Origin of the sequence: Synechocystis sp. PCC 6803 substr. PCC-P (assembly GCF_000284455.1) — a bacterium.
GTDB lineage: Bacteria > Cyanobacteriota > Cyanobacteriia > Cyanobacteriales > Microcystaceae > Synechocystis.
This window is the reverse complement of the sequence record NC_017039.1, coordinates 843,854-867,475: the sequence shown is the minus strand read 5'-3', so window position 1 is coordinate 867,475 and position 23,622 is coordinate 843,854. Positions and strand designations below refer to the sequence as shown.

The 23,622-nt window shown below is 51.0% G+C and carries 16 protein-coding genes and 1 pseudogene; 9 read left to right on the top strand and 8 right to left on the bottom strand.

Annotated elements, in window-relative coordinates; genetic code table 11:
• Positions 1-127: 127 nt before the first annotated feature.
• The 7 genes and pseudogenes from SYNPCCP_RS04090 to SYNPCCP_RS16710 all read left to right on the top strand — a co-directional run bounded on the left by SYNPCCP_RS04090 (position 128) and on the right by SYNPCCP_RS16710 (position 14,751).
• Positions 128-847 (top strand): DUF6816 family protein, encoded by a 720-nt coding sequence (locus SYNPCCP_RS04090; protein WP_223211345.1) that lies wholly within the window; start codon positions 128-130, stop codon positions 845-847.
• On the top strand, positions 844-4,959 hold the full coding sequence (locus SYNPCCP_RS04085) for a PAS domain S-box protein (RefSeq protein WP_010871998.1): 4,116 nt from the start codon (positions 844-846) through the stop codon (positions 4,957-4,959). Before SYNPCCP_RS04090 ends, SYNPCCP_RS04085 begins: the two co-directional genes overlap by 4 nt.
• 95 nt (positions 4,960-5,054) lie before the next feature.
• A complete protein-coding gene (rpsT, locus tag SYNPCCP_RS04080; RefSeq protein ID WP_010871997.1) occupies positions 5,055-5,348 on the top strand; it encodes a 30S ribosomal protein S20 in 294 nt (97 codons plus the stop codon).
• Positions 5,349-5,483: 135 nt separating this feature from the next.
• Complete coding sequence (locus SYNPCCP_RS04075) at positions 5,484-6,269, top strand: TatD family hydrolase (RefSeq protein WP_010871996.1); 786 nt, start codon at positions 5,484-5,486, stop codon at positions 6,267-6,269.
• An 85-nt stretch (positions 6,270-6,354) separates the two neighbouring features.
• Entirely contained in the window at positions 6,355-9,663 is a 3,309-nt protein-coding gene (gene rpoB / locus SYNPCCP_RS04070) for a DNA-directed RNA polymerase subunit beta (protein ID WP_010871995.1), read from the top strand.
• A 107-nt stretch (positions 9,664-9,770) separates the two neighbouring features.
• Positions 9,771-13,724 (top strand): DNA-directed RNA polymerase subunit beta'', encoded by a 3,954-nt coding sequence (locus SYNPCCP_RS04065; RefSeq protein WP_010871994.1) that lies wholly within the window; start codon positions 9,771-9,773, stop codon positions 13,722-13,724.
• Between the two features lie 215 nt (positions 13,725-13,939).
• A pseudogene (locus SYNPCCP_RS16710) lies at positions 13,940-14,751 on the top strand (IS5-like element IS5Sa2 family transposase).
• Positions 14,752-14,773: 22 nt separating this feature from the next.
• Here the strand turns inward: SYNPCCP_RS16710 and SYNPCCP_RS16705 are convergent.
• The 6 genes from SYNPCCP_RS16705 to SYNPCCP_RS04020 form a co-directional block, all read right to left on the bottom strand.
• Positions 14,774-15,504 (bottom strand): IS1 family transposase gene (locus tag SYNPCCP_RS16705; RefSeq protein ID WP_102014004.1). Its coding sequence is split into 2 segments (ribosomal slippage): positions 14,774-15,174 and positions 15,174-15,504, totalling 732 coding nucleotides; the frame shifts between segments, so codons are not numbered across the junction.
• A 131-nt stretch (positions 15,505-15,635) separates the two neighbouring features.
• The gene (locus tag SYNPCCP_RS04040; RefSeq protein WP_010871989.1) at positions 15,636-16,616 is read right to left on the bottom strand and encodes an ATP-binding cassette domain-containing protein; all 981 of its coding nucleotides are present in this window, start codon (positions 16,614-16,616) and stop codon (positions 15,636-15,638) included.
• Positions 16,617-16,675: 59 nt separating this feature from the next.
• Positions 16,676-17,317: a DUF3386 domain-containing protein gene (locus tag SYNPCCP_RS04035; protein WP_020861538.1), complete on the bottom strand. Its 642-nt coding sequence runs from the start codon at positions 17,315-17,317 to the stop codon at positions 16,676-16,678.
• A 155-nt stretch (positions 17,318-17,472) separates the two neighbouring features.
• Positions 17,473-18,126: an urease accessory protein UreF gene (locus tag SYNPCCP_RS04030; protein ID WP_010871987.1), complete on the bottom strand. Its 654-nt coding sequence runs from the start codon at positions 18,124-18,126 to the stop codon at positions 17,473-17,475.
• A gap of 127 nt (positions 18,127-18,253) precedes the next feature.
• On the bottom strand, positions 18,254-19,147 hold the full coding sequence (gene argB / locus SYNPCCP_RS04025) for an acetylglutamate kinase (protein ID WP_010871986.1): 894 nt from the start codon (positions 19,145-19,147) through the stop codon (positions 18,254-18,256).
• Positions 19,148-19,410: 263 nt separating this feature from the next.
• Positions 19,411-20,712 carry a sugar ABC transporter substrate-binding protein gene (locus SYNPCCP_RS04020; protein WP_010871985.1) on the bottom strand — a complete coding sequence of 434 codons (1,302 nt, stop codon included), beginning with the start codon at positions 20,710-20,712 and terminating at the stop codon, positions 19,411-19,413.
• Positions 20,713-20,892: 180 nt separating this feature from the next.
• On the opposite strand from SYNPCCP_RS04020, the gene petJ reads away from it, so the two are divergent.
• Entirely contained in the window at positions 20,893-21,255 is a 363-nt protein-coding gene (petJ, locus tag SYNPCCP_RS04015; RefSeq protein ID WP_010871984.1) for a cytochrome c6 PetJ, read from the top strand.
• Positions 21,256-21,346: 91 nt separating this feature from the next.
• Here petJ and SYNPCCP_RS04010 read toward each other — a convergent pair whose 3' ends face one another.
• Positions 21,347-21,739, bottom strand: a complete 393-nt coding sequence (locus SYNPCCP_RS04010; RefSeq protein ID WP_010871983.1) for a DUF1823 family protein — start codon at positions 21,737-21,739, stop codon at positions 21,347-21,349.
• Between the two features lie 87 nt (positions 21,740-21,826).
• Complete coding sequence (locus SYNPCCP_RS04005) at positions 21,827-23,041, bottom strand: metallophosphoesterase (protein WP_010871982.1); 1,215 nt, start codon at positions 23,039-23,041, stop codon at positions 21,827-21,829.
• Here SYNPCCP_RS04005 and SYNPCCP_RS04000 point away from each other — a divergent pair.
• Positions 23,000-23,608, top strand: coding sequence for a chorismate lyase (locus tag SYNPCCP_RS04000; protein ID WP_014407082.1), 609 nt, complete (start codon positions 23,000-23,002; stop codon positions 23,606-23,608). The genes SYNPCCP_RS04005 and SYNPCCP_RS04000 overlap by 42 nt on opposite strands.
• Positions 23,609-23,622 lie beyond the last annotated feature (14 nt).

Sequence of the window (23,622 nt, the reverse complement as noted above, 5' to 3'; positions counted from 1 at the left end):
CCGTGGCGATCGGCCCAAAGCCTCACTCCACAACGGTCTTGGTAAATTTTTGTCTAGATTTTTGGTTCGCTTGACAGTGCTATTTTTGTGCAACTTGCTTTGGCTAGGGATCGCAAGATCTCCCACTTTGGCCGAATCACTGCCTGACCGATGGGAAGCCTATCCCCAGTGGTCTAATTTGCCCACCCTAGAGCAAAGAAAGGGAGAAATTCGTTATCCTGAATGGTTTGCCGGCACATGGCAGGTCACCAGTACTCTTGTCGAACAACTAGCCCCCCTGGCCCCGGATATCGTCAGCCCCGGCTTTGCTAAGAATGCCGCCTATCTGGAGCAACCAATAGAATTTCCCGTCAGATTCATCGACCAAACCCCCCTGCCGGAATTTAACTGGGCCCTATCGGATTTGGTCAACAATGAACCAGTTATTGTGCCCGATCGCCGTTTTAACGCTGAAGCCATCACCCAGGCTTATTTGGGTAAGGACGGAGAAGAAATAAATGTTACTGTCCAGGTTAAAGAACAACCCAGTCCCCGCCTAGTCACCGTTTTTCCCCAACATCAACGACTAGTTTCCACTGTCCTAGGTTACAGCCAAAGGAGTCCCGACCCGGAGCACTTTCTCGCCACGGAGCTGACCAACCAACAATTTATTGCTGGCAGTACCCAATACCTCAACCAGGTGGAAACTACCACTGACTATCACCATGTTGGCCCGGGAAAAATCAGCGCCAGTCAAGTTACCGCCGTATACTTGTCCCCCACGGACCCCGATTATTTCGCCGCTGGCCACCAACCCATTGCCCTATATCGCTATGAACTTACCCTAGAAGCTGTGCCAGAACTATGACTTTTGCCGCCACTCCCAGGGAAGTCACCGCCAGCGCCATTCAATGGGCCTGTCTTTGTTTGCCAGGAGAATTGAGTGCGGCAGAGGCCCTTAACCGCTGGCATCGCCATGGCCAACGTTCCTGGGAGCCCCCGGCAGAGGCTAAGGCTTTTCCCCCCTGGGCTTTGGTGCTAGATAACGACGGTCAACTGTTGGGTTTATTACCGGATTGGCAATTGGCCGCCGCCCTGTGGACTGAACATTTTTCCCCGGCGATCGCCTTGGCGGAACTGTGTTTGCCTTGCTCCCTGCGGCTAGACCTAGAAAAGTTGCCTAGTTTAGGGGAAGTTATGCAGATTTTTGCCACCTGGGGCTACGGCTGGGACGTAATCCCTGTGGCGGATCGACAACACCAAACCTGGGGTCTGCTGAGCATTGGCAATCTCATCCGCTCAGTAAATCTTTGTCAATTGTGGCAGAATCTTCCCCTCCAGGTTACGGCCTCTCCTCCCCTTTGCCTTGGGACAGAAACAACTTTGGGGGAATTGGTCCACCATTGTTTTGAGCGCCAAATTTCTAGTTTTCCGGTGGTCTATTCCTCCCCCCTACTGCCCGCCGCCGCCCCCCGCATTCCCCTGGGTAATGTCAGCCTCAGCAACTATTTTAAGGGTCCCAACTATGGCTCCCTCGGCTTGGATAATCCCATTGGCCCAGACCTCAGCCCAACTTTTCCCCTCTGCACCATTAACCAAACCTATTGCCACGCCAGGGAATTACTCCGCCGACAGAACGATGATTATGTGATCATTACCAACATCAGTGGTGCTTTTGTTGGTTGGGTCGGCCCTCAACAATGGCTGGCCACGGTCCAACCGGATGTGTTGCTAGAGGCCCTGCAACGGGAAGTGGAAATGCCCCGCATCGTCCAGCATTTAGAAGCCCGCATTGTTTGGCAACAGCAACAACAACAACGGAACCAACATTTAATTCAAAAGTTACTCAGCCGTAATCCAAACCTGATTTATCTCTACGATCTGGTCAAAAATGAAATCGTCTATCTCAATATCCCCGGCAGTTTGCTAGAAGGCGGTTCCGGCGGGGCACCAATCCCCAACCCCATGGTCGAGACTGACCCGCGGCAGGATCTATTGCTTCCCCCAAGGTACTTTGGGCTGGAAGAATTGGCGGCGCTCCAAGCCCACGAAAAAAAGGAGTTTAACTTTGAATTTACCGATGGCGGGCAATCAGTACACTACTTTGTGGTGGAAATTTCGGCCTTTGAAATTGATGGTAGCGGACAAACCAGCAAAATCCTCTGTTTAGCCCAGGACGTTAGCCATGGCAAACGAGCCGAAGCGGCGCTCCATACCAAGGAGCAACAATTACAAACCTTGGTGAATACCATTGCCGATGGCATTGTCATTTTAGACAACCATGACAAGGTAATCTACGCTAACCCCATGGCTTGCCAAATGTTTGGCCTCAGCAAAGAAGAGTTTTTACAATCCCAACTGGGGTTGTCCAACCGAGGACAGACGGAAATTGGCATCAATGTCTCCCCCGAGGAGGAAGGGATAGGGGAAATTAAGGCTGTGCCCATCCATTGGCAGGGGGAAGATTGCCGCTTGGTAACGGTGCGGGATGTGACCGATCGCCAACGGGTATTGAAGAAACTGCGGGACAGCGAACAAATTCACCGCAGCTTGTTAGAGGCATTGCCCAATCTGGTTTGGCGACTTTCCTCCGCTGGGGACGTGTGGGAGTGCAATCAACGGACATTGGCCTATTTTGGTCGCCGGGGTCGAAAAATTCTCGGCAACACTTGGCAGCAATTTATTGAGCCAGGGGAAAGGGAAAATGTGCAAAGACAGTGGCGTCAGGGCATCGCCGCCCAGGAATTCTTCCAGTTGGAGTGTCGTCTGTGGAGGAGTGATGGTCAGTACCGTTGGCACCTGTTGCAGGTCTTGCCCCTGGAGGACCGGTTTGGCAGTATCAATGGTTGGCTAGCCAGTAGTACGGACATCGATGATTTAAAAGAAGCGGAAAAGGCACTGCGCAACCAGGCCCAACAGGAAAAACTGTTATCTTCCATCAGCCAAAGAATTCGGGAGTCCCTCAAGCTAGAAACGATTTTGCGCACCACTGTGACGGAAGTACGCCGCACTATCCACGCGGACCGGGTGTTAATTCACCACATCCAAGAGGACGGTCTGGGCACCACGATCGCCGAATCAGTGGTTAATGGCCAACCCTCAGTGATGCAGATGGATCTTAGTCCTGAAAGCTTTCCGCCGGAGTGCTATCAGCGTTACCTCAACGGTTACATCTACGCTTCCCGTGACCAATTGCCGGATTGTGCCATCAATTGTGCAGTGCAATGTTTCACCGTGGCGGAATCCCAGTCCAGAATAGTTGCCCCCATTGTTTTTGACCATAGCCTTTGGGGCCTGCTGATTGTGCACCAATGCTCCAGTTCCCGCACTTGGCAAACGGCAGAAATCCAACTGATGCAAAGCCTTGGTAACCAATTGGCGATCGCCATTCAACAATCATTACTGTACGAACGTTTGCAGGAGGAGTTATCGGAAAGGCAAAGGGCCGAACAAAAACTGTTGGAAGTGAACCAACTGCAAAAAGGCATTTTTGATGTGGCCAACTACATGATTATTTCCACCGACAGGAGGGGGATTATCAGTACCTTTAATCGCACTGCGGAGGAAATTTTGGGCTATACAGCGGCGGAACTGATTGGCCAGCAAACCCCGTTAATTTTCCACGATCAGGAAGAAATGGCCAGCGAAGCCGTCCAGCTTTCCCAACAGTTGCAGCAAACCATCCGGCCCAATTCCATCGATATGTTCGCCATTCCCGCCATCCAATGGGGAGTTTACGAAAGGGAATGGACCTACATCACCAAAACCGGAGATCGCCTGCCGGTGTATGTTTCCATCACCGCCCTGAGGGATGACCAGGGTAAAGTAGACGGCTTAGTAGGGGTAATCACCGACCTACGCCGACAAAAGCAAATTGAAAGAGAGCGGCAAAACCTGGATTTTGTGGTCAAAAATAGTACCGAGTTAATCGTCATCACCGACCTAGAGCAAAAGGTGACTTTCCTCAACCAGGCCGGGCAATCCTTAATTGGCCTGGAAAATCCGGAAACCGCCCAAACCACCTATCTGAGTGAACATATTAGCCCCGAATACCTCAATTTTTGGCAAATGGAAATCATTCCCCAGGTGTTTCGCTCCGGTGCTTGGGAGGGAGAATTTAGCCTGCAACACTACCAAACTGCCGTCGAAATTCCCGTCACTGCTTCTGTGTTTCTTCTTCAGGGCGTCAACGGCCAACACCCGGCTAATCTAGTGGCGATCGTCCACGACATCACCCATATAAAAAATGCTGAAAAACGTATTTTGGCCGCTTTGGAAGCGGAAAAGGAATTGGGGGAATTGCGTTCCCGGTTTATTTCCACCACATCCCATGAATTTCGTACCCCCCTGGCAATTATCAGTTCCTCCACTGGCATTTTGAAAAAATATTGGCCTAAGTTAGATGGCCAAAGACGTGGCCAACATCTGGAGCGCATCGAGGAAAGTGTTCACCACATGGTGGAACTATTAGACGATGTACTCACCATTAACCGGGCGGAAACTAAATATTTACCGTTTGAGCCTCAACCCCTAGATTTAGTCAGCTTTTGTCGGGGCATCACCGATGAACTCCAGAGCAGTACGGAATACCATGGCCTATTATTCAGCTATGATGGCCTCGGCCCCGGAGAAATTGTCGCCTTTGACCCCAAATTATTAAGACAAATTTTGACCAATCTCCTCGGCAATGCGATCAAATACTCTCCTTCTGGCCAGCCAGTGGAATTTCATCTCCAGCGCCGGGGGGACGTTGGCATTTTTTCTGTCCAGGACCATGGTATTGGCATTGGCCCTGAGGACATTCCCAACTTGTTTGATAGTTTTTACCGGGGCACCAATGTTGGTTCTATCCCTGGAACCGGTCTGGGACTGCCCATTGTCAAAAAATGCGCCGAACTCCACGGTGGTATGATTACCGTAACCAGCCAGTTGGGCCAAGGTAGTCGCTTTGAAGTGGAACTACCCCTCTGGTACAGTTAGGTGACCATTGTCGTGGCGTCCCCAAACTGTTAGAATAACAATTCTGATCTTTATGAACCCGCCCTTTTTACAGTTACGTACCCTAGAGAGCAACCGTGGCTAATATCAAGTCCGCCCTGAAGCGCATCGAAATTGCTGAACGCAACCGACTCCAAAACAAAAGCTATAAGTCGGCCATCAAAACCCTGATGAAAAAAACCTTTCAATCGGTGGAGGCCTACGCCAGTGACCCCAATCCGGAAAAACTCGACACGATCAACACCAGTATGGCCGCCGCTTTTAGCAAAATTGATAAGGCGGTGAAGTGCAAAGTAATCCACAAGAACAATGCGGCCCGCAAAAAGGCTCGCTTAGCCAAAGCCCTCCAAAGCGCCTTGCCTGCTGCCTAGGCACCGTCCTTTCCCTTGGGAAGGCCAAATGGTTGCAATATTTTTGGTCAACTGTATTGATCAACTGGTATTCTAGCTGGGGAAAACCTCTGGTTTTTGGTTACTTTGGAGATCGCCCACGGCATTAGGGGAACCATGCATTTAGTTGATACCCATGTCCACATTAACTTTGATGTTTTTGCGGCGGATTTAGACCAGTTACAGCATCGCTGGCGGCAAGCTGGGGTGGTGCAACTGGTTCATTCCTGCGTTAAGCCCCAGGAGTTTGATCAAATACAGTCTCTGGCGGACCGTTTTCCTGAACTATTTTTCGCCGTGGGACTCCATCCTTTGGATGCCGAAGATTGGCAAGACAATACTGCTGGGCAAATCCTTGCCTATGCCAAGGCGGATGACCGGGTGGTAGCCATTGGTGAAATGGGTTTGGATTTTTTCAAAGCCGATAACCGTGACCATCAAATTGAGGTTTTCCGGGCCCAGTTGGCGATCGCCAGGGAATTAAACAAGCCAGTGATTATCCATTGTCGGGATGCCGCCCAGACCATGCGCCAGGTATTGACTGATTTCCAAGCAGAATCGGGGCCCGTGGCTGGGGTAATGCACTGTTGGGGTGGCACTCCTGAAGAAACCCAATGGTTTTTGGACCTGGGGTTTTACATCAGTTTTAGCGGCACAGTTACCTTCAAAAAAGCTGAAGGGATCCAAGCCAGTGCCCAGATGGTCCCCCCCGATCGCCTGTTGGTGGAAACCGATTGTCCCTTTTTGGCGCCAGTGCCCCAACGGGGTAAACGCAATGAACCAGCCTTTGTCCGCCATGTGGCCGAGGCGATCGCTGCCCTGCGCCATGTCCCCCTAGAAACCCTTGCCCAACAAACCACTACTAATGCCCGCAACCTTTTTAAACTACCGGTGCCTGCCTAATCTGGGGGTATCGCCCCCCTGGTAACCTCTCCCCGGCCTTCCCTAACCCCAACCACCGCAAATTTCCGGAGACTTCTGAGCCACCATGACAAACCTTGCCACCACGATGTTGCCCGATTTAATTGAAATCCAACACGCTAGTTTCCACTGGTTTTTGGAGGAAGGTTTAATCGAGGAATTGAATAGTTTTTCGCCGATTTCTGACTACACAGGCAAGCTGGAACTCCACTTTTTGGGCAAAGATTACAAGCTCAAACAACCCAAGTATGATGTTGATGAATCCAAGCGACGGGATGCTAGTTATTCGGTGCAGATGTATGTGCCGACCCGTCTGATTAACAAAGAAACCGGGGAAATTAAGGAGCAGGAAGTCTTCATCGGCGATCTCCCCCTAATGACAGAGCGGGGAACCTTCATCATCAATGGTGCGGAGCGGGTCATCGTTAACCAAATTGTGCGATCGCCAGGGGTTTACTACAAAAAAGAATTAGATAAAAACGGTCGCCGCACCTATTCCGCTTCCCTGATCCCCAACCGGGGGGCCTGGCTGAAATTTGAAACTGACAAAAATGGTCTAGTCTATGTCCGCATCGACAAGACCCGTAAATTGTCGGCTCAAGTGCTCCTAAAGGCGATCGGTCTGAGCGATAACGAAATTCTCGACTCCCTCAGCCACCCAGAGTTTTATCAAAAAACCCTCGACAAAGAAGGCAATCCCACCGAAGAGGAAGCTTTGGTGGAACTGTACAAAAAACTTCGCCCCGGTGAGCCCCCCACCGTTAGTGGTGGTCAACAGTTATTGGAGTCCCGCTTCTTCGACCCCAAACGCTATGACCTTGGTCGAGTGGGACGATACAAACTCAATAAAAAACTCCGGCTCAATGAAGCGGACACCACCCGGGTGCTTACCCCCCAAGACATCCTGGCCGCCATCAACTATCTGATTAATCTGGAATTTGACGTCGGCACCACCGATGACATCGACCACTTGGGCAATCGACGGGTACGTTCCGTTGGAGAACTATTGCAGAACCAAATTCGGGTTGGCTTAAATCGCCTGGAACGGATTATTAGGGAACGCATGACCGTTAGCGAATCCGATGCCCTTACCCCTGCTTCCTTGGTGAATCCCAAGCCTCTAGTGGCGGCCATCAAGGAATTCTTTGGTTCCTCCCAACTGTCCCAGTTCATGGACCAAACCAATCCCCTGGCGGAGTTGACCCACAAACGGCGTATTTCTGCCCTCGGCCCTGGGGGTCTAACCCGGGAGCGGGCCGGTTTTGCGGTGCGGGATATTCACCCTTCCCACCACGGCCGTATTTGCCCAGTGGAAACGCCGGAAGGCCCCAATGCCGGTTTGATCGGTTCCTTAGCTACCTGTGCCCGGGTCAATGATTACGGTTTCATTGAAACCCCCTATTTTCGGGTGGAGAGTGGTCGAGTCAGGAAAGATTTAGACCCCGTTTACCTCACCGCCGACGAAGAAGACGACATGCGGGTGGCCCCCGGGGACATTCCCACAGACGAAGAGGGCAACATCATTGGCGAGTCGGTACCTATTCGCTACCGCCAGGAATTTTCCACCACCAGCCCAGAACAAGTTGACTATGTAGCCGTTTCCCCGGTGCAAATTATTTCCGTTGCCACCTCCATGATCCCCTTCCTGGAGCATGACGATGCTAACCGGGCCCTAATGGGCTCCAACATGCAACGGCAGGCAGTGCCCCTGTTGCGTCCTGAACGGCCCTTGGTCGGTACAGGCTTGGAAGCCCAAGCTGCTCGCGACTCCGGCATGGTAATTGTTTCCCGTACCCATGGCATTGTCACCTATGTGGACGCCACCGAAATTCGGGTGCAGCCCCACTCCCCCGATAACCCTGCGGAGAAAGGGGAAGAAATCGTTTACCCAATCCAAAAATACCAACGGTCTAACCAAGATACCTGTTTAAACCAACGGCCCCTTGTTTATGCCGGGGAAGATGTGGTGCCTGGTCAAGTGCTAGCGGACGGTTCCGCCACGGAAGGGGGAGAGCTGGCCCTGGGCCAAAACATTCTCGTAGCCTATATGCCCTGGGAGGGTTACAACTACGAAGACGCCATTCTGATCAGTGAAAGGTTAGTCTATGACGATGTTTACACCAGTATCCACATCGAAAAATTTGAAATTGAAGCCCGTCAAACCAAGCTAGGACCCGAAGAAATCACCAGGGAAATCCCCAACGTCGGGGAAGATGCCCTGCGAAATCTGGATGAACATGGCATTATCCGCATCGGTGCTTGGGTGGAATCCGGCGATATCCTGGTGGGTAAAGTCACTCCCAAAGGGGAAGCAGATCAACCCCCCGAAGAAAAACTGCTGCGGGCTATTTTCGGTGAAAAAGCTCGGGACGTGCGGGACAACTCGCTACGGGTACCCAACGGTGAAAAAGGTCGGGTAGTGGATGTGCGAGTGTTCACCCGGGAAAAAGGAGACGAATTACCCCCCGGTGCCAATATGGTGGTGCGGATTTACGTAGCCCAAAAACGGAAAATCCAAGTGGGAGACAAAATGGCCGGTCGCCACGGCAATAAAGGGATTATTTCCCGCATTTTGCCCATCGAAGATATGCCCTATCTCCCTGATGGTCGCCCCATTGACATTGCCCTTAATCCCCTGGGGGTTCCTTCCCGGATGAACGTAGGTCAGGTGTTCGAATGCTTGCTGGGTTGGGCTGGGGAAAACCTTGGTGTGCGCTTCAAAATTACCCCCTTCGATGAGATGTACGGGGAAGAAGCGTCCCGGGATACGGTCCATGGCTTGTTGGAAGAAGCCTCCCAACGGCCGAACAAAGACTGGGTATTTAACGAAAACCACCCCGGCAAAATCCAAGTGTTCGACGGCCGCACCGGGGAACCCTTTGACCGTCCGATTACCGTTGGGCAAGCTTATATGCTCAAACTGGTGCATTTGGTGGACGATAAAATCCACGCCCGTTCCACCGGGCCCTACTCCTTGGTTACCCAACAGCCTTTGGGGGGTAAAGCCCAACAGGGGGGACAGCGGTTCGGAGAAATGGAAGTGTGGGCCCTGGAAGCCTACGGCGCCGCCTACATTTTGCAGGAACTACTCACCGTTAAATCCGATGACATGCAGGGTCGTAACGAAGCCCTCAATGCCATTGTTAAAGGCAAGAGTATTCCCCGGCCCGGTACCCCAGAATCCTTCAAGGTGTTGATGCGGGAACTACAATCCCTTGGTTTGGACATTGCCGCCCACAAAGTACAACTGTCCGAAGATGGTGAAAGCGCCGATGCAGAAGTAGATTTGATGATCGACAGCCAGCGTCGGGCCCCCAATCGTCCCACCTATGAGTCCCTCCACACCGAGGAGGATTTGGAAGAAGAAGAAGTGTAGTCCCAACCATTTTTCCCGTTAGTTTTTCAGGAGGATGGCGATCGCCTAGGGTCTAATCCTCCTGCCCCCTTAATTGCCTTGCCCCCTAATCTCAATCTTGGAGCGTTATGACGTTTTATAACTACACCATCGACAAAGGCCGCCTGAAAAAACTCATTGCCCTTGCCTACCGTCGTTACGGTTCTGCCCGCTGTTCACAGTTGGCTGATGAACTGAAGGAACTGGGGTTTCGTTTTGCCACCAAAGCGGGGGTTTCCATTAGTGTAGATGACCTAACTATTCCTCCAGAGAAAAAGCAAATGCTGGAGGCGGCGGAAAAGGAAATTCGCACCACGGAGGAACGCTATGCTCGGGGGGAAATCACCGAGGTAGAACGGTTCCAAAAGGTAATTGATACCTGGAACGGTACTTCGGAGGAGTTGAAGGATCAGGTGGTGGTTAACTTCCGCAAAACCGATCCTCTCAACTCCGTCTATATGATGGCTTTCTCCGGTGCCCGGGGGAACATGAGCCAGGTGCGGCAATTGGTGGGGATGCGGGGCTTGATGGCGGATCCCCAGGGGGAAATTATCGACTTGCCCATTAAAACCAATTTCCGGGAAGGACTGACGGTTACTGAGTATGTAATTTCTTCCTATGGTGCCCGCAAGGGTCTGGTGGACACGGCTCTGCGGACGGCGGATTCTGGTTACCTCACCCGGCGTTTGGTGGACGTTTCCCAGGACGTAATTGTGCGGGAACAGGATTGTGGCACCGAGCGCAGTCTACGGGTCACCGCCATGACCGATGGGGACCAGGTAAAAATCAGCTTGGCCGATCGCCTGTTTGGTCGTTTGCTGGCTAAGGATGTGGTGGGCCCGGACGGAGAAATTATTGCCAAACGGAACGATGAAATTGACGAAGCCTTGGCAAACCGCATTGCCGCCGTCACCGATGAGGTTTATGTACGATCGCCGTTGACCTGTGAAGCGGCCCGGTCCGTGTGCCAAAACTGCTACGGCTGGAGCTTGGCCCATGGTCACAAAGTTGACCTAGGGGAAGCGGTAGGCATTATCGCCGCCCAATCGATCGGGGAACCCGGCACCCAGTTGACCATGCGGACTTTCCACACTGGGGGGGTATTCACCGGGGAAGTGGCCCGCCAAGAGAAAGCGCCCGAAGACGGCACCGTCAAATGGGGTAAAGGTTTAAGCACCCGTAAAGTCCGTACCCGCCACGGGGAAGATGCGGAGCAGGTGGAAATTGCCGGGGATTTAATCTGGAAAGGGGAAGGCAAAAAAGCTGCCACCCAAACCTACTCCCTCACCCCCGGTTCCCTACTGTTTGTGCAGGATGGACAGACGGTGACAGCGGGGCAGTTGATGACGGAAATTTCCCTCTCCAAAACCCAACGTTCCACGGAGCGGGCCACCAAGGACGTAGCTGGGGATCTGGCCGGAGAAGTGCTGTTCGATCGCCTGGTGCCGGAGGAAAAAACTGACCGTCAGGGGAACACCACCCGCATCGCCCAACGGGGTGGTCTAGTCTGGATCCTTTCCGGGGAAGTATATAACTTACCGCCTGGGGCAGAACCCGTGGTGAAAAATGACGAGCAGGTGGAAGTAGGCAGCATCATGGCCGAAACCAAGCTGGTCACCAACGACGGTGGGGTGGTGCGCCTTGTGAGTAACCGGGAAATTGAAATCATCACCGCCTCTGTGCTGTTAGATCAAGCCCAGGTCAAGCTGGAAAGTAGTGGCGGCCGGGAACAATACGTTATCTACACGGCCGATAAGCAACGCTTCCTGCTCAAAGCCGCTCCCGGTACCAAAGTGCAGAACCACAGCATTGTGGCGGAATTAATCGACGACCGTTACCGTACCACCACCGGGGGCATGATTCGCTATGCCGGCGTGGAAGTGGCTAAGGGCGGCCGCAAACAAGGCTATGAAGTCACTAAAGGGGGTACCCTGCTCTGGATTCCCGAAGAAACCCACGAAATTAACAAAGATATTTCCCTGTTAATTGTGGAAGATGGCCAGTATGTGGAAGCGGGCACGGAAGTGGTCAAGGACATTTTCTGCCAATCCAGCGGCATCGTTGAAGTGGTGCAGAAAAACGATATTCTGCGGGAAATTATTATCAAACCCGGTGACTTCTACCAAGATGTGGACCCCGGTTCGGTGAAAATTGAAAGCGGCCAGTTGCTGCAACCAGGGCAGGATGTTTTCCCCGGTGTTACCGTTAGCACCCTCAGCCAGGCCGAATGGATTGAAAGTCCCGAAGGCAATGGTTTGCTGCTACGCCCCGTGGAAGAGTACAAAGTATTTGATGAGCCCGCCGCCCCCTCCCAGGGTTCCCAAAACGAAGAAGGGGGCCGCCAGATTGAATTGCGCTCAGTGCAACGTCTATTCTATAAAGACGGCGATCGGGTTAAATCCGTCGAAGGGGCCCCCCTGCTCAGCACCCAATTGGTGTTGGAAATTTATGGCAGTGGTAACGAAGGTATTTCCCACCTTTCCGCCGATATTGAACTCCAGGACGACGAAGAGGAAGATTGCCAGCGCTTACAGTTGGTGATTTTAGAATCTTTGGTACTACGCCGGGACCAGGAATCCGATCCCCTCGGCGGAGCCTCCAAAACCCGCTTACTGGTGCAAGATGGCGACCAAATTCCCCCCGGAGCGGTGGTGGCTCGTACCGAAATTCAATGTAAGGAAGCGGGCACTGTGCGGGGTATCAAGGAAGGACAGGAATCCATCCGCCGGGTGTTACTGGAACGGGCAGCAGATCGCCTGGTGGTGGATCTGCCAAGTGCCCCGGAAGTCAAACCAGGACAACTCTTGGTGGCAGGGCAGGAATTGGTGCCCGGGGTCAAACTGGAGGAGTCCGGCAAAGTCCTGGAAATCAACGGCAAAGGGGACAACTATCAGTTAGTGTTACGCCGAGCCCGACCCTATCGGGTTTCCCCTGGGGCAGTGCTCCACATCGAAGACGGCGACCTGGTGCAACGGGGGGATAACCTCGTGCTGCTGGTGTTTGAGCGGGCTAAAACCGGGGATATCGTCCAGGGTTTACCCCGGATTGAAGAACTGTTGGAAGCCCGTAAACCTAAAGAAGCCTGCGTCCTGGCCCGGGCCCCTGGGGTCTGTCAGGTGGAATACCTGGAAGATGAGAGTGTCGACATCAAAGTGGTGGAAGACGACGGCACCGTGAGCGAATATCCCCTGTTACCGGGACAAAACGCCATGGTCACCGACGGACAACGCATTGACGTAGGCCACGCCCTCACCGATGGCTACAACAATCCCCACGAAATTTTGGATGTGTTCTTCAGCTACTACGTGGACAAGGACGGTTGTTACCAAGCGGCCCTGAGAGGACTGCAAGCGGCGCAAAAATTCCTCGTCAATGAAGTGCAAACGGTTTATCAATCCCAAGGGGTGGATATTTCTGACAAACACATTGAGGTAATTGTGCGGCAGATGACCGCCAAAGTCCGCATTGATGATGGGGGAGACACCACCATGCTCCCAGGGGAATTGGTGGAATTACGCCAAGTGGAACAGGTTAATGAAGCCATGGGCATCACTGGTAGTGCTCCGGCCCGCTATACTCCTGTATTGCTTGGTATCACCAAAGCTTCTTTGAATACCGATAGTTTCATCAGTGCGGCTTCCTTCCAAGAAACCACTCGGGTGCTTACCGAAGCGGCAATCGAAGGCAAGTCCGATTGGTTACGGGGCCTGAAGGAGAACGTGATCATTGGTCGTCTTATTCCTGCGGGTACTGGCTTCAGTAGCCATGAGGAAGTGTTGGGATTGATTGAAACCCAGGACGATATTCAAGGCTATATGATTGAGCCAATTGAATTACCAACGACGAAGAAAAAGGCTAGCGCCACCAAGGTGAAAACTAAAAAAGTTGAAGCCGATGACGACCTTTTGGACGACACTAGGGCCCGGGCCTATGCCGGCACTCAACTCAGTCAGGATGACGAAGAGTTTGAAGAAACCTACGACACCGATGAGGATGATTTCGATATGGATGACGATGACGATTTTGGGGATGATGAGGATTAAGGGTAATCTCCTATGCCCCGAGCTTGCGGACGTTCAGCATCCCTATTTTTATATTTCTAGATATTTCTAGCTAGTCAGTATCCCTTCCCTTCTCCGGGCGGGGATTATTTTTTTTGCGGGCTGCTATGAGCTCATTTATAAAGTCTTGTAATGGATAGCAAGTAGGAGAAGAAAAAAAGGAAAACTAAGAGTAAGAGCAGAAGGAGACAAAGAGCATGAAAAGTCTGACAGCCTATGAAACAGACCTGAGCGATGCAGAATGGGCAATACTTGAACCAATGATTCCTCCCGCAAAGCCCGGAGGACACCCACGAACCACAGATATGCGAGCGGTTTGTAATGGTATTTACTACCAACTAAAAACGGGTTGTCAATGGGCAATGTTACCCCATGACTTTCCTCCTAGTAGCACGGTCTATAGCTATTACCGTAAATGGCAACGTCATGGCGTGTGGGAAAGGCTCAATCTAAGGCTGTTGGAGCAATGCCGCCTCCAGAGTGGCAAGAGCCTTGAGCCCAGCGTGATAGCGGCAGATAGTCAATCGGTAAAAACCACCGAAAAAAGGGGGAAGTCTACGGTTTTGACGGAGGTAAGAAGGTGAAAGGACGAAAGCGTCATCTAATCGTCGATAGTCTGGGCTTAGTCTTAAAAGTGATAGTGACCGAAGCAAATGCAAGTGAACGCATCGTCACAGCTTATGCTCTGATGAGTTTGCTTGAAGAAGGAACTCAACTCCTCGAGTCTGTCAAGAGCATGTTAGTAGACCAGGGTTATCGAGGTGATACCTTTGGGTTAGCCATCTGGCTCTTAATTCAAGCCAAAGTCCAGGTGATTAGTCGTTCAGGGAAGTCTTTTGAGGTCTTACCAAAAAGATGGATTGTCGAGAGGACGTTCGGTTGGTTGAACTGGTATCGTCGTTTGAGTAAGGATTATGAGCATCTACCAGAAATGAGCGAAGCGGCTATTTATGCCGTGATGACTCGCATTATGTTGCGTCGTCTTTCTGCTACTTCTACCACTTTATAAATGGGCTCTATGGTTGAGAGTTTCAAGAGAGTAATGAGAGGCGCCAGTCCCGCAGTGGTTCTGTGTTACCATTGACCCTGAATTTGGCAAATATTGCCATGGTGATATCAATCATGTGGGCTGACCTGGAGACAACTTTCATGCGGCGATGAAATCTAGCAAACCAATGGCGGTTATCTGAGTTGTTTCTCTCAATTCCTACTGTTTCTCTTTTGCTAATCCCATGAAACGCATCGGGATGTTCATCCAGCAGTTGTTGATAGGGCCTCCAGTCATCGGTGCAGTACACTGTCACTTTCCACTTTGCCAGTCTCTCTAGCAAACGACTTAGGGTTTGACTATCACGATTTCCCAGTTCCCAGTCGATGAGTCTCCCAGTAACACGGTCATATGCTTTCCAGAGCCATAACTTGTTTTTTTTGCCTGGAGAAAATGCCACAGTTCGTCTAATTCCACTACGATTGCTGAGTCTGGAGCCGGTTTCTCGTAGTTTGCTTCGCCAAAATCCCTAATCCAGTTGAGCACTGACTGAGTGGAAACTCCCAAGAGTTTTGCTGTGGCATTCATTGACATACCACTCATGTACAGTAAGACCGCTTCTAGTTTCATCCAGAGAGGTTTACCTCTTTCCTTGGAGAGATTGGTGAATTGATATTGGCAACTCTTACACTTGAATCGTTGCTTATCCTTGACAAAGCCATTTTTGACAACATTCCCATGACCACATTGAGGACAGTGACAGTGTGTAGACATCTTTGCAAAATCTCATTACCCAATATTTTCTATCATGCCATATCATTATCTATTTGAAGCTCTCTCCGGTCTCTAATTTTCCTCCCCACTTGGAATAGTCCGAGAAATTGTGTAACTCTCTCTAACACCGATCAAAGTTTATTATCCAAATTGCCCTGGGAAAATAGACGGCCAATGATTTCTTCAATGGGGGGGTCAGATACGCTTAAATCCGATACTGGCAACTCCGCTAACAGTTTGGCGATCGCCGTGGTGAGGCTTTCCCGTTTTAGCAAAAAGCGCACCAGTAGACCCTCCACACTCTCCACTTCGCCATAGAGCTGTAATTTTTCCAAAGGTATGGGGGCAGATAATTCCACCGCCACTTGTCGGTAAGGGGAAAATCGTTCCACCAGAGCTTCCAGATCACCGTCATACATCAACTGTCCTTGGTGAATCAATAGCACTCGCTCACAAAGGGTGGTGATATCTGCCATGTAATGACTAGTCAATAACACTGTGGCTTGGTAACGCCGATTGTACTCCTGCAAAAACCGCCGCACCGCCACTTGGGCATTAACATCCAGTCCCAAGGTGGGTTCATCCAAAAATAAAACGGTGGGGTGGTGGAGCAGAGCGGCTAACAATTCCGCCTTCATCCTTTGCCCCAGGGAAAGTTTACGCACCGGTTGTTTTAATTCTGTGGTTAAATCGAGCATTTCGCTCAATTCTCCCAGCCGTTGTTCAAAGACTTGGTCGGGAATTTCGTAAATCGCCCCATTGATGCGCAGGGAATCCAGGGTGGGCAAATCCCAGATTAACTGTTGTTTTTGCCCCATTACTAAACTAGTGCGCCTTAAAAAAGCTGTCTGCCGACGGAAGGGATCAAAGCCCGCCACCCGCACTTTTCCCCCCGAGGGTTTAATTAGCCCCGTGAGCATCTTCAATGTGGTGGTTTTGCCGGCTCCATTGGCACCGAGGAAGCCCACCATCGCCCCAGGGGGAATGGTAAAGGAGATATCTTGCACTGCCAAAATTTGGCGGTAACGTCTCTGCCAAAAATGTTGCAATGTTCCCTTCAGACCAGGGGATTTGAGGGCAATGGGATAAACCTTGCTCAAATTTTCCACCACAATGGTGGGGGCAGAAGTTGATCCCAATGGAGTTACTAAGCTAGACAAAACGTCGTCACCTATGCCAAAAGTTCTAGATTAGTGAAGCTAAAATCGGTGAAGATTTTTTCTCCCCCAGCGGCGATCGCCTCTACGGTTTGTTGAGTGGGTAGGTAATAGCCCCCCAATTCCCCATAGGTTTCGGTGAAGTCCCGTTTGCCTTTGAGGGTATCAGTTTTAGGGTCTTTAAAAATGGCATTATATTTGATGGCAATGTAGCCGGAACCAGTATCCAAACTTTCTTCGGTGTTGATGGTGAAAGCCACCGGCCCCATCACCCGACTGACCTGACAAATTTCCGTGCCCCGGATTTTATAGTTCGACCCCATGGCATCTCCCTTCACATCAATGGCGATCGCCCCGGAAGCATCGGTTTCCCCAAAGCTAAACTCATTTTTGCCGTGGGACTTTTCAAAATTCCCTTGTTTGCGGTGGGTAACAATGTCCCGCATTTGGTTATAAACGCTTTCCTGTACCGTCTCGTCACTAAAACCAGTCACGGTGACAGTGTAGTCCGCCTTCACCTCCACTTCCCCTTCGTAGCGTTCATCCCCTTGGGTGACGGTGAGATGGGCCCGATAACCGGGAAAATTTTCGTCCCAGGTGTAGCGGTTTTCATAGGCGGCTCGGAAGGCTTCTTGGGCTGTAACAGTAGCAGTCATAGGATGAGGTAATAGACTAATTAGGCTATCACCAGCATTACATAGGAGCCGGTACTTTGTGCAAAGGGATATATCTAGGTCTAATTGGCTATAACTCCCCATGTAATCTCACAATGCTTTGCATAGACAATTATTTGTCTACTACTTATCCATAGCTAACTCCGGAATAATCTAGTGTATTGACTTTCATGGCCCATGCTGGCTAGGGCTAACCCCCAACTACAACTGTACAAATCATCATCCCCCAGCAATAAAATTTGCTGCCATTGATGCAAAATGGTGGGTGTTAAATGCAATAACAATTTTTGACCTGCGGTTTGCCCCAACGGAATCAGTCTTAACCCCGCCGAAATTAGGTTATTAGCCCAACTGTGGAGATAGCCCAACCCACTTTGATGGAGATCAATGCCCCAAAAAGCCGCCCCTAATCCAAAGGCGATCGCGTAGTTACAGGGTTCCGTGGGGGGAATTGGCTCAAACCAAGATTGCACAGTAGGCTCTAAATCCAACAACAGTTTTCGCAGGGAACCTCCCATTTGCAAGCTTTGCTCTCTTAATTCCCGACTTTCCCTAGTGGCTGTTAACCATTGATTCCAATAGGATAAATGTTTGAGAGTGGGGCTGGGTAAAATATCAGTCTTGGGCATTTGGCCGGCAAGCCGATGGGCTCGAACCATAATGGCTGTGTCCACCGTAATGGACCCCCGGCATAACTCCTGGGTAATCCACGCTCCTAAGGTATCAGCATTAGTAATATTTCCCCGTTCTATCAACCATTCTAAGCCTTCGGAATAGTTGTAGGCTCCCACCGGCAGGGTCGGGCTGACCAATTGCAAAAGTTTTAACTGGGCAGAACCTGAGAGCAAAGGTAAAAGATTATCGTCCAAAATGATTGCTTAATCCATTGTTCAAGGGGGTGAAAAAATCTTGGCCACCTCAGAGATCATAGCCCGAAGCCACAATCATCGAACCAATGCCCAGATCGGTGAATACCTCCAACAACAGAGCATGGGGCAAACGGCCATCCAGAATATGGGCCGCCCTTACTCCCTGGGCTAGGGAACGCACACAACAGGTAACCTTGGGAATCATGCCCCCCGCCACTATGCCGGAGCCAATCAATTCCCGCGCCTGTTGAATATCTAACTTGTGAATTAGGGTGGAGGGGTCTTTATAATCCCGCAAAATGCCCCTGGTGTCAGTGAGGAGAATTAGTTTTTCTGCCCCTAGGGCTGCGGCCAACTCCCCAGCACAGGTGTCGGCATTGATATTGTGAGCTTGGCCAAATTCATCCGCCGCCACACTGGAAATGACGGGAATATAACCGCTTTTCACCAAGGTTTCCACCACCCGGGCATCAACGGAGCTCACCTCCCCCACAAAACCAACATCTTTATTAGTCATGGTGCGGGCGGTCATCAGTTGGCCGTCTTTGCCACAAAGTCCCACGGCTTTTCCTCCGGCTTGGTTAATTAAATTGACCAATTCTTTGTTGACTCTACCCACCAGTACCATTTCCACAATATCCATGGTGGCCGCATCGGTGACCCGTAACCCATCTTTAAATTGGGGTTCGATGCCCACCTTATCTAGCCAGGTGTTAATTTCTGGCCCTCCGCCATGGACTACCACCGGGCGAATGCCAACGGAGGCCATAAAGACAATGTCCCGGATTACCTTGTCTTTGAGGTTGCTGTCTTTCATGGCAGCCCCTCCATATTTGACCACCACGGTGCGGCCAGCAAAGTGTTGGATGTAGGGCAAAGCTTCACTGAGGATTTTGACTCTGGTGGCGGCTTCCTCGCCGATATAATCTTGGGTACTGCTCATGGCGATCGCTAGGTGAATGGTCGAGATGGGTTTTAGCTCCGGGGAGCAAAACTGCCTGTCAGTTTAAATGCTAAAGGCAACGTCAAAACTGTTCAGGGCTAACAGTTGCCTTGATTGTGGCAAGATTCTCAGTAATGCCCCTGGCAATGGGTCCGCTGCAAGTTGTGCTTATTTCTGCCCATCTCTACGGGCGGAAGGGTTAGATAAAGTAGATAAAGACAACGGCTGGGCTATGTGGAAGACTTGACTGTGACCGCCTTTGTCTAGCCTTTCAAATTGTCATTCCAGACTTGTTCCGCATCCTGTAGGGCCTGGTCTACTGTTTTGTTGCCCACCATCGCCGCTCCAAGATTTTCGTAGATGATACGCTTGAGTTGGTTAAGGTTGGCCATGGGAGGAATTAACACCTCTGCGGTGGGCAATTGTTCCAATGCTACCCGACGAGCATTTTCCAAGGAACTGGCGTTGCTGATTTGTGCCAACTCCTGTCGATATTTGTCAACAGCGCCAATGGTGGAGGGCAAAACGTTGGCTTCTTTGATGAAGGCAAATTGGTTGTCCGTATTGGTCACAAATTCAGCAAATTTAATTGCTCCAGTGGGGTTTTTGGTACTCCGAGGAATGACTAGATTCATTACAGCCACATTTCTTTTGCCGGTTTCCCCCACAATTTGGGGCGCGGCGGCGGAAACTTTAGCAATGCTGGGGGCATTTTTCTCCAAACTAGCCAATAGCTCTGGCCCTGCCGATAAAAAGGCGATCGCCCCGGACTGATAAAGGTCCCCCGCTCGACGATGGCCTTCAGTGAGCACTTCCGGTGGCAGTAATCCTTGTTGATACAAATCAACCCAATACTGAAAAGCCACTTTGCCGGCGGGACTGTTAAAAGTGGCCCGGCCATCACTGTCCACCAACTGTACCCCCATTTGTACCAGGCTTTCTAGGGCTTCGGCGGAATCAGAAGGGGAAAACGTGACAAAAAAGCCATATTTACCGGTTTTCGCCTTAATTTCCCTAGCCGCCACCGCCAATTCGGCAAAGGTTGCTGGCGGGGTAGATAATCCAGCCTGTTGCAATAAATCCTGGTTATAGATGGTAATGCGGGTGGTGAGATACCAGGGAAAACCGAATACTTCACCGTTGCCTAAGCTGTTAGCTTGCCAAATACTGGGCAGATAGCGAGCCTTAACTTCTGCGCTCACCTCCTCTTCCAAATTCAGCCAGGCATTTTTACTAGCCAATAAAGAGGAAAAGGTGGGGTTTAGGTTGACCACATCGGGGGCTGTGTTGGCCGAGACGGCACTGAGGATTTTACTCTCCATGGCATTCCAAGGAATATCTACCCAACTCACCTGCTCCGGCGGATTGTTCCGCTCAAAAGTACTAATCAAGTCGTCAAAATACTTATTAAATTTTGGCTGCAATTGCATAGTCCAAAAGCTGACTTTCCCCTCCATGCTCTGGGGGGAATTGCTCTGGCAACTGATTAATCCACTGAGCAACAGCCCAAGACACGCAAACAAAAACCAACGTCTTGGCGATCGCCATCGGCACCATGAAACCATCGTAAAAGCTGGGGAAAGAATAAAAAACAGTGGTTCAGGAATTGCATTGCCATGGCCACTTCACAAACCTAGCCAATTTTAGCTTGACCGCAACTTTGACAGATTGTCTTTTGACTTTGCCTGGACCGCCTCCCATAATACCTTCGCGTCTTGAAGACTTTATCCTTGAAAGGAGAACTAATGTTTAAATTATTCAACCAAGCTAGCCGAATTTTTTTTGGCATTGCCCTCCCCTGTCTAATTTTCCTGGGGGGGATTTTTTCCCTGGGTAACACCGCCCTAGCCGCTGACCTAGCCCATGGTAAAGCTATCTTTGCCGGTAACTGTGCCGCTTGTCATAATGGGGGCCTTAATGCCATCAACCCCAGCAAAACCTTAAAAATGGCAGACTTGGAAGCCAATGGTAAAAATTCCGTGGCGGCAATTGTGGCCCAGATCACCAATGGTAATGGCGCTATGCCTGGCTTTAAGGGTCGCATCAGTGACAGCGACATGGAAGATGTGGCGGCCTACGTGCTTGATCAAGCGGAAAAGGGCTGGTAGATATCCTGGTTTTCAATGGTTTGATCAGGGAGAATCTGGGGCTGGGGAGTTGAGTGAGTTTCCCTGGCCCATTTCTTTGTCGATGCATTTGTCAGTGCAAGAGCAGATTATGTGTGGCCATGTAACTAAGTAGCCAATTGACCGCTGTGGCGCGGCGGGTGTGGCGGGGAGTAAACTCACCAATTTTGTAGCCCGTAAAGCCCAACTGTTCCTTGAGCAATTGTTTATTTTCCGGCGGAATAGAACGGGTCAACTTCACTGTGGGGGGACGGTTTTCGATGAAATTGGGGGGGACCGGATATTCCTGGGCCCAGCTTGACTCCACTTCTCCCAGTTCCCATTTTTGGCGATCGCCATCAAATCGATAACCAAGATAGTAAGCAAGTAGAGCGTTGACTACCTCATCACTGATTTCCTGGTTAATGATGGCCCAGAAAGTGTCTTTAGTGAGGGGAGGAAGATTGTTGGGGATAACTTCAGCCATGGTCTGACGCAAAATTGGCAAGTCTGAGGACAAACCCCCATGGTAGTTTTAACTAGCCATTGGTCACCATACCTAGGGCTCCATTTCTCACTTTGTATTGCATAGGGCAGAACCTAAATTTTTTATGCAGGCCTGCTGTTCCGCTGGGGTTAAATTCCCTTGCCTCAGGTCGCGACGGATTACCCGACCATTATGGCCCAACAGAAACCGGGGTAAAGATTCCAGTCTCACAGTAGCCAAATTCTTCATGTCGTAGGTGGTGTATTGCACCTGCCCCGGTTGATCGAACGTGAAATCCAAAATGGTTAACGTCTTTGGCGATCGCCGTTCTTGACCAATTAAAGCTCTGGGGCCCGCCCCCAATAGGCCCGTGTGGAGCAATTCCAAATTTCCTCGCCGACCAGGATAGTAAGCGTGTTGGTGCCCGCTGACATAGGTATGAACATTATACTTTTCCAACAAGGCCCTTAACTGCTCAGCGTTGGCCATCACCTCCCCCGGCTTATTGCGACCTTCCGCCACACCATAGAGAGGCAAATGACCGATCGCCAGTCGTAACTTAGCTTGCCGAGCCGGAGCACTGGCCAAAGCTTTTTCTACCCAAGCCAATTTTTCCGCAGGTATAAGATGAGTTGACCCGTCCCAGACCAGAAAAAAAACACCATTCTGAGTGAAGGTGTAATAAAAGGGGAAATCACTTTTATCCAGGAAAGTTATGCCTGGATCATGGGCCGGGTTGCGCCAATAACGGGCCGCCAAATCCCGTTCATTTTGAAACCGAAAACGACGATTTTGATCCAGAGCACCGGAAGCATCGTGGTTCCCCATCGTAAAACCAAAGGGAATTCCAGCCCGTCGTAAAGGATGGGCCACCCCCCGGTCAAAGGCTTCCCACATGGCTTGAATTTGGGCATTGGTTAATTTAGGACTCTGCCCCGCCACCATGTCTCCACTACAGAGGACAAGATCCGGTTTCATACTGGGAATTAGCTCCAACGCCTTGTGTACCTCCGGCTCATAACTGGTGGAACCATAGGCACTGTTAAGGTCACTGATCACTGCTATGCGTAAATCCTTCCGGGGTGGAAGTGTCTGCCCAAGCCCCACCGATCCCCCTGGGGAAGTTAACCATGACCCGCTAATGATCCCAACAAAAACGGCGATCGCCATAGCCCAGAAAGCCCACCGCCGTAGCTTGAGTTTGTTATCATCAGAAAAGTCACGAAAATGTAAAGTTTTGTAACGCACAGGCATTTCCCCTTGAAGCTTTCTCCGGCCGTTTCCCCTTCCCTTGCTTGGCATTCACTGGACCTACTCTGGCAGGGGGATCAACACGACGTTAGGCATGGTCTACCCCACAGCGTCCTGCCCCCTCCATGGCAGATCCTCATCCTCGGGGATGGTTCCCCCACCAGGCACCTGCAACTACTCACCGGGGAAAAGACAGAGGTGGATGTGATTGACATGGCTCCAGTGAGCCCCAGGGACGACGGCGCTCCCCCCCAAATTAACACGGTGCCCGGCCCCCACCTGCGGCGACAGGTATGGCTAAGGACCAAGTCTGGCCAAAGACTGGCCTATGCGGTTTCCTGGTGGGATGCTAGCCATGTGGACGAGTATTTGCAAAATCGTAGTTTACCCATTTGGGACAGCCTTTCCCGGTTGCACACCGAGCTGTATCGGGATATCCAAGCCATATACTGCGGCCATAATCGGACCCTAGCTAAGGCTTTTGGCCAAGAAGGGCCTTTTTGGGGCCGTCATTACCTTTTCTGGCATGACCGTAAACCCCTAACCCTAATTTACGAAATTTTTTCCCCCTACCTATCCCGCTACCTAGGCGAATTGCCTAGGCCAAAATTTGAGTAAAGCTCCAGCCAGGA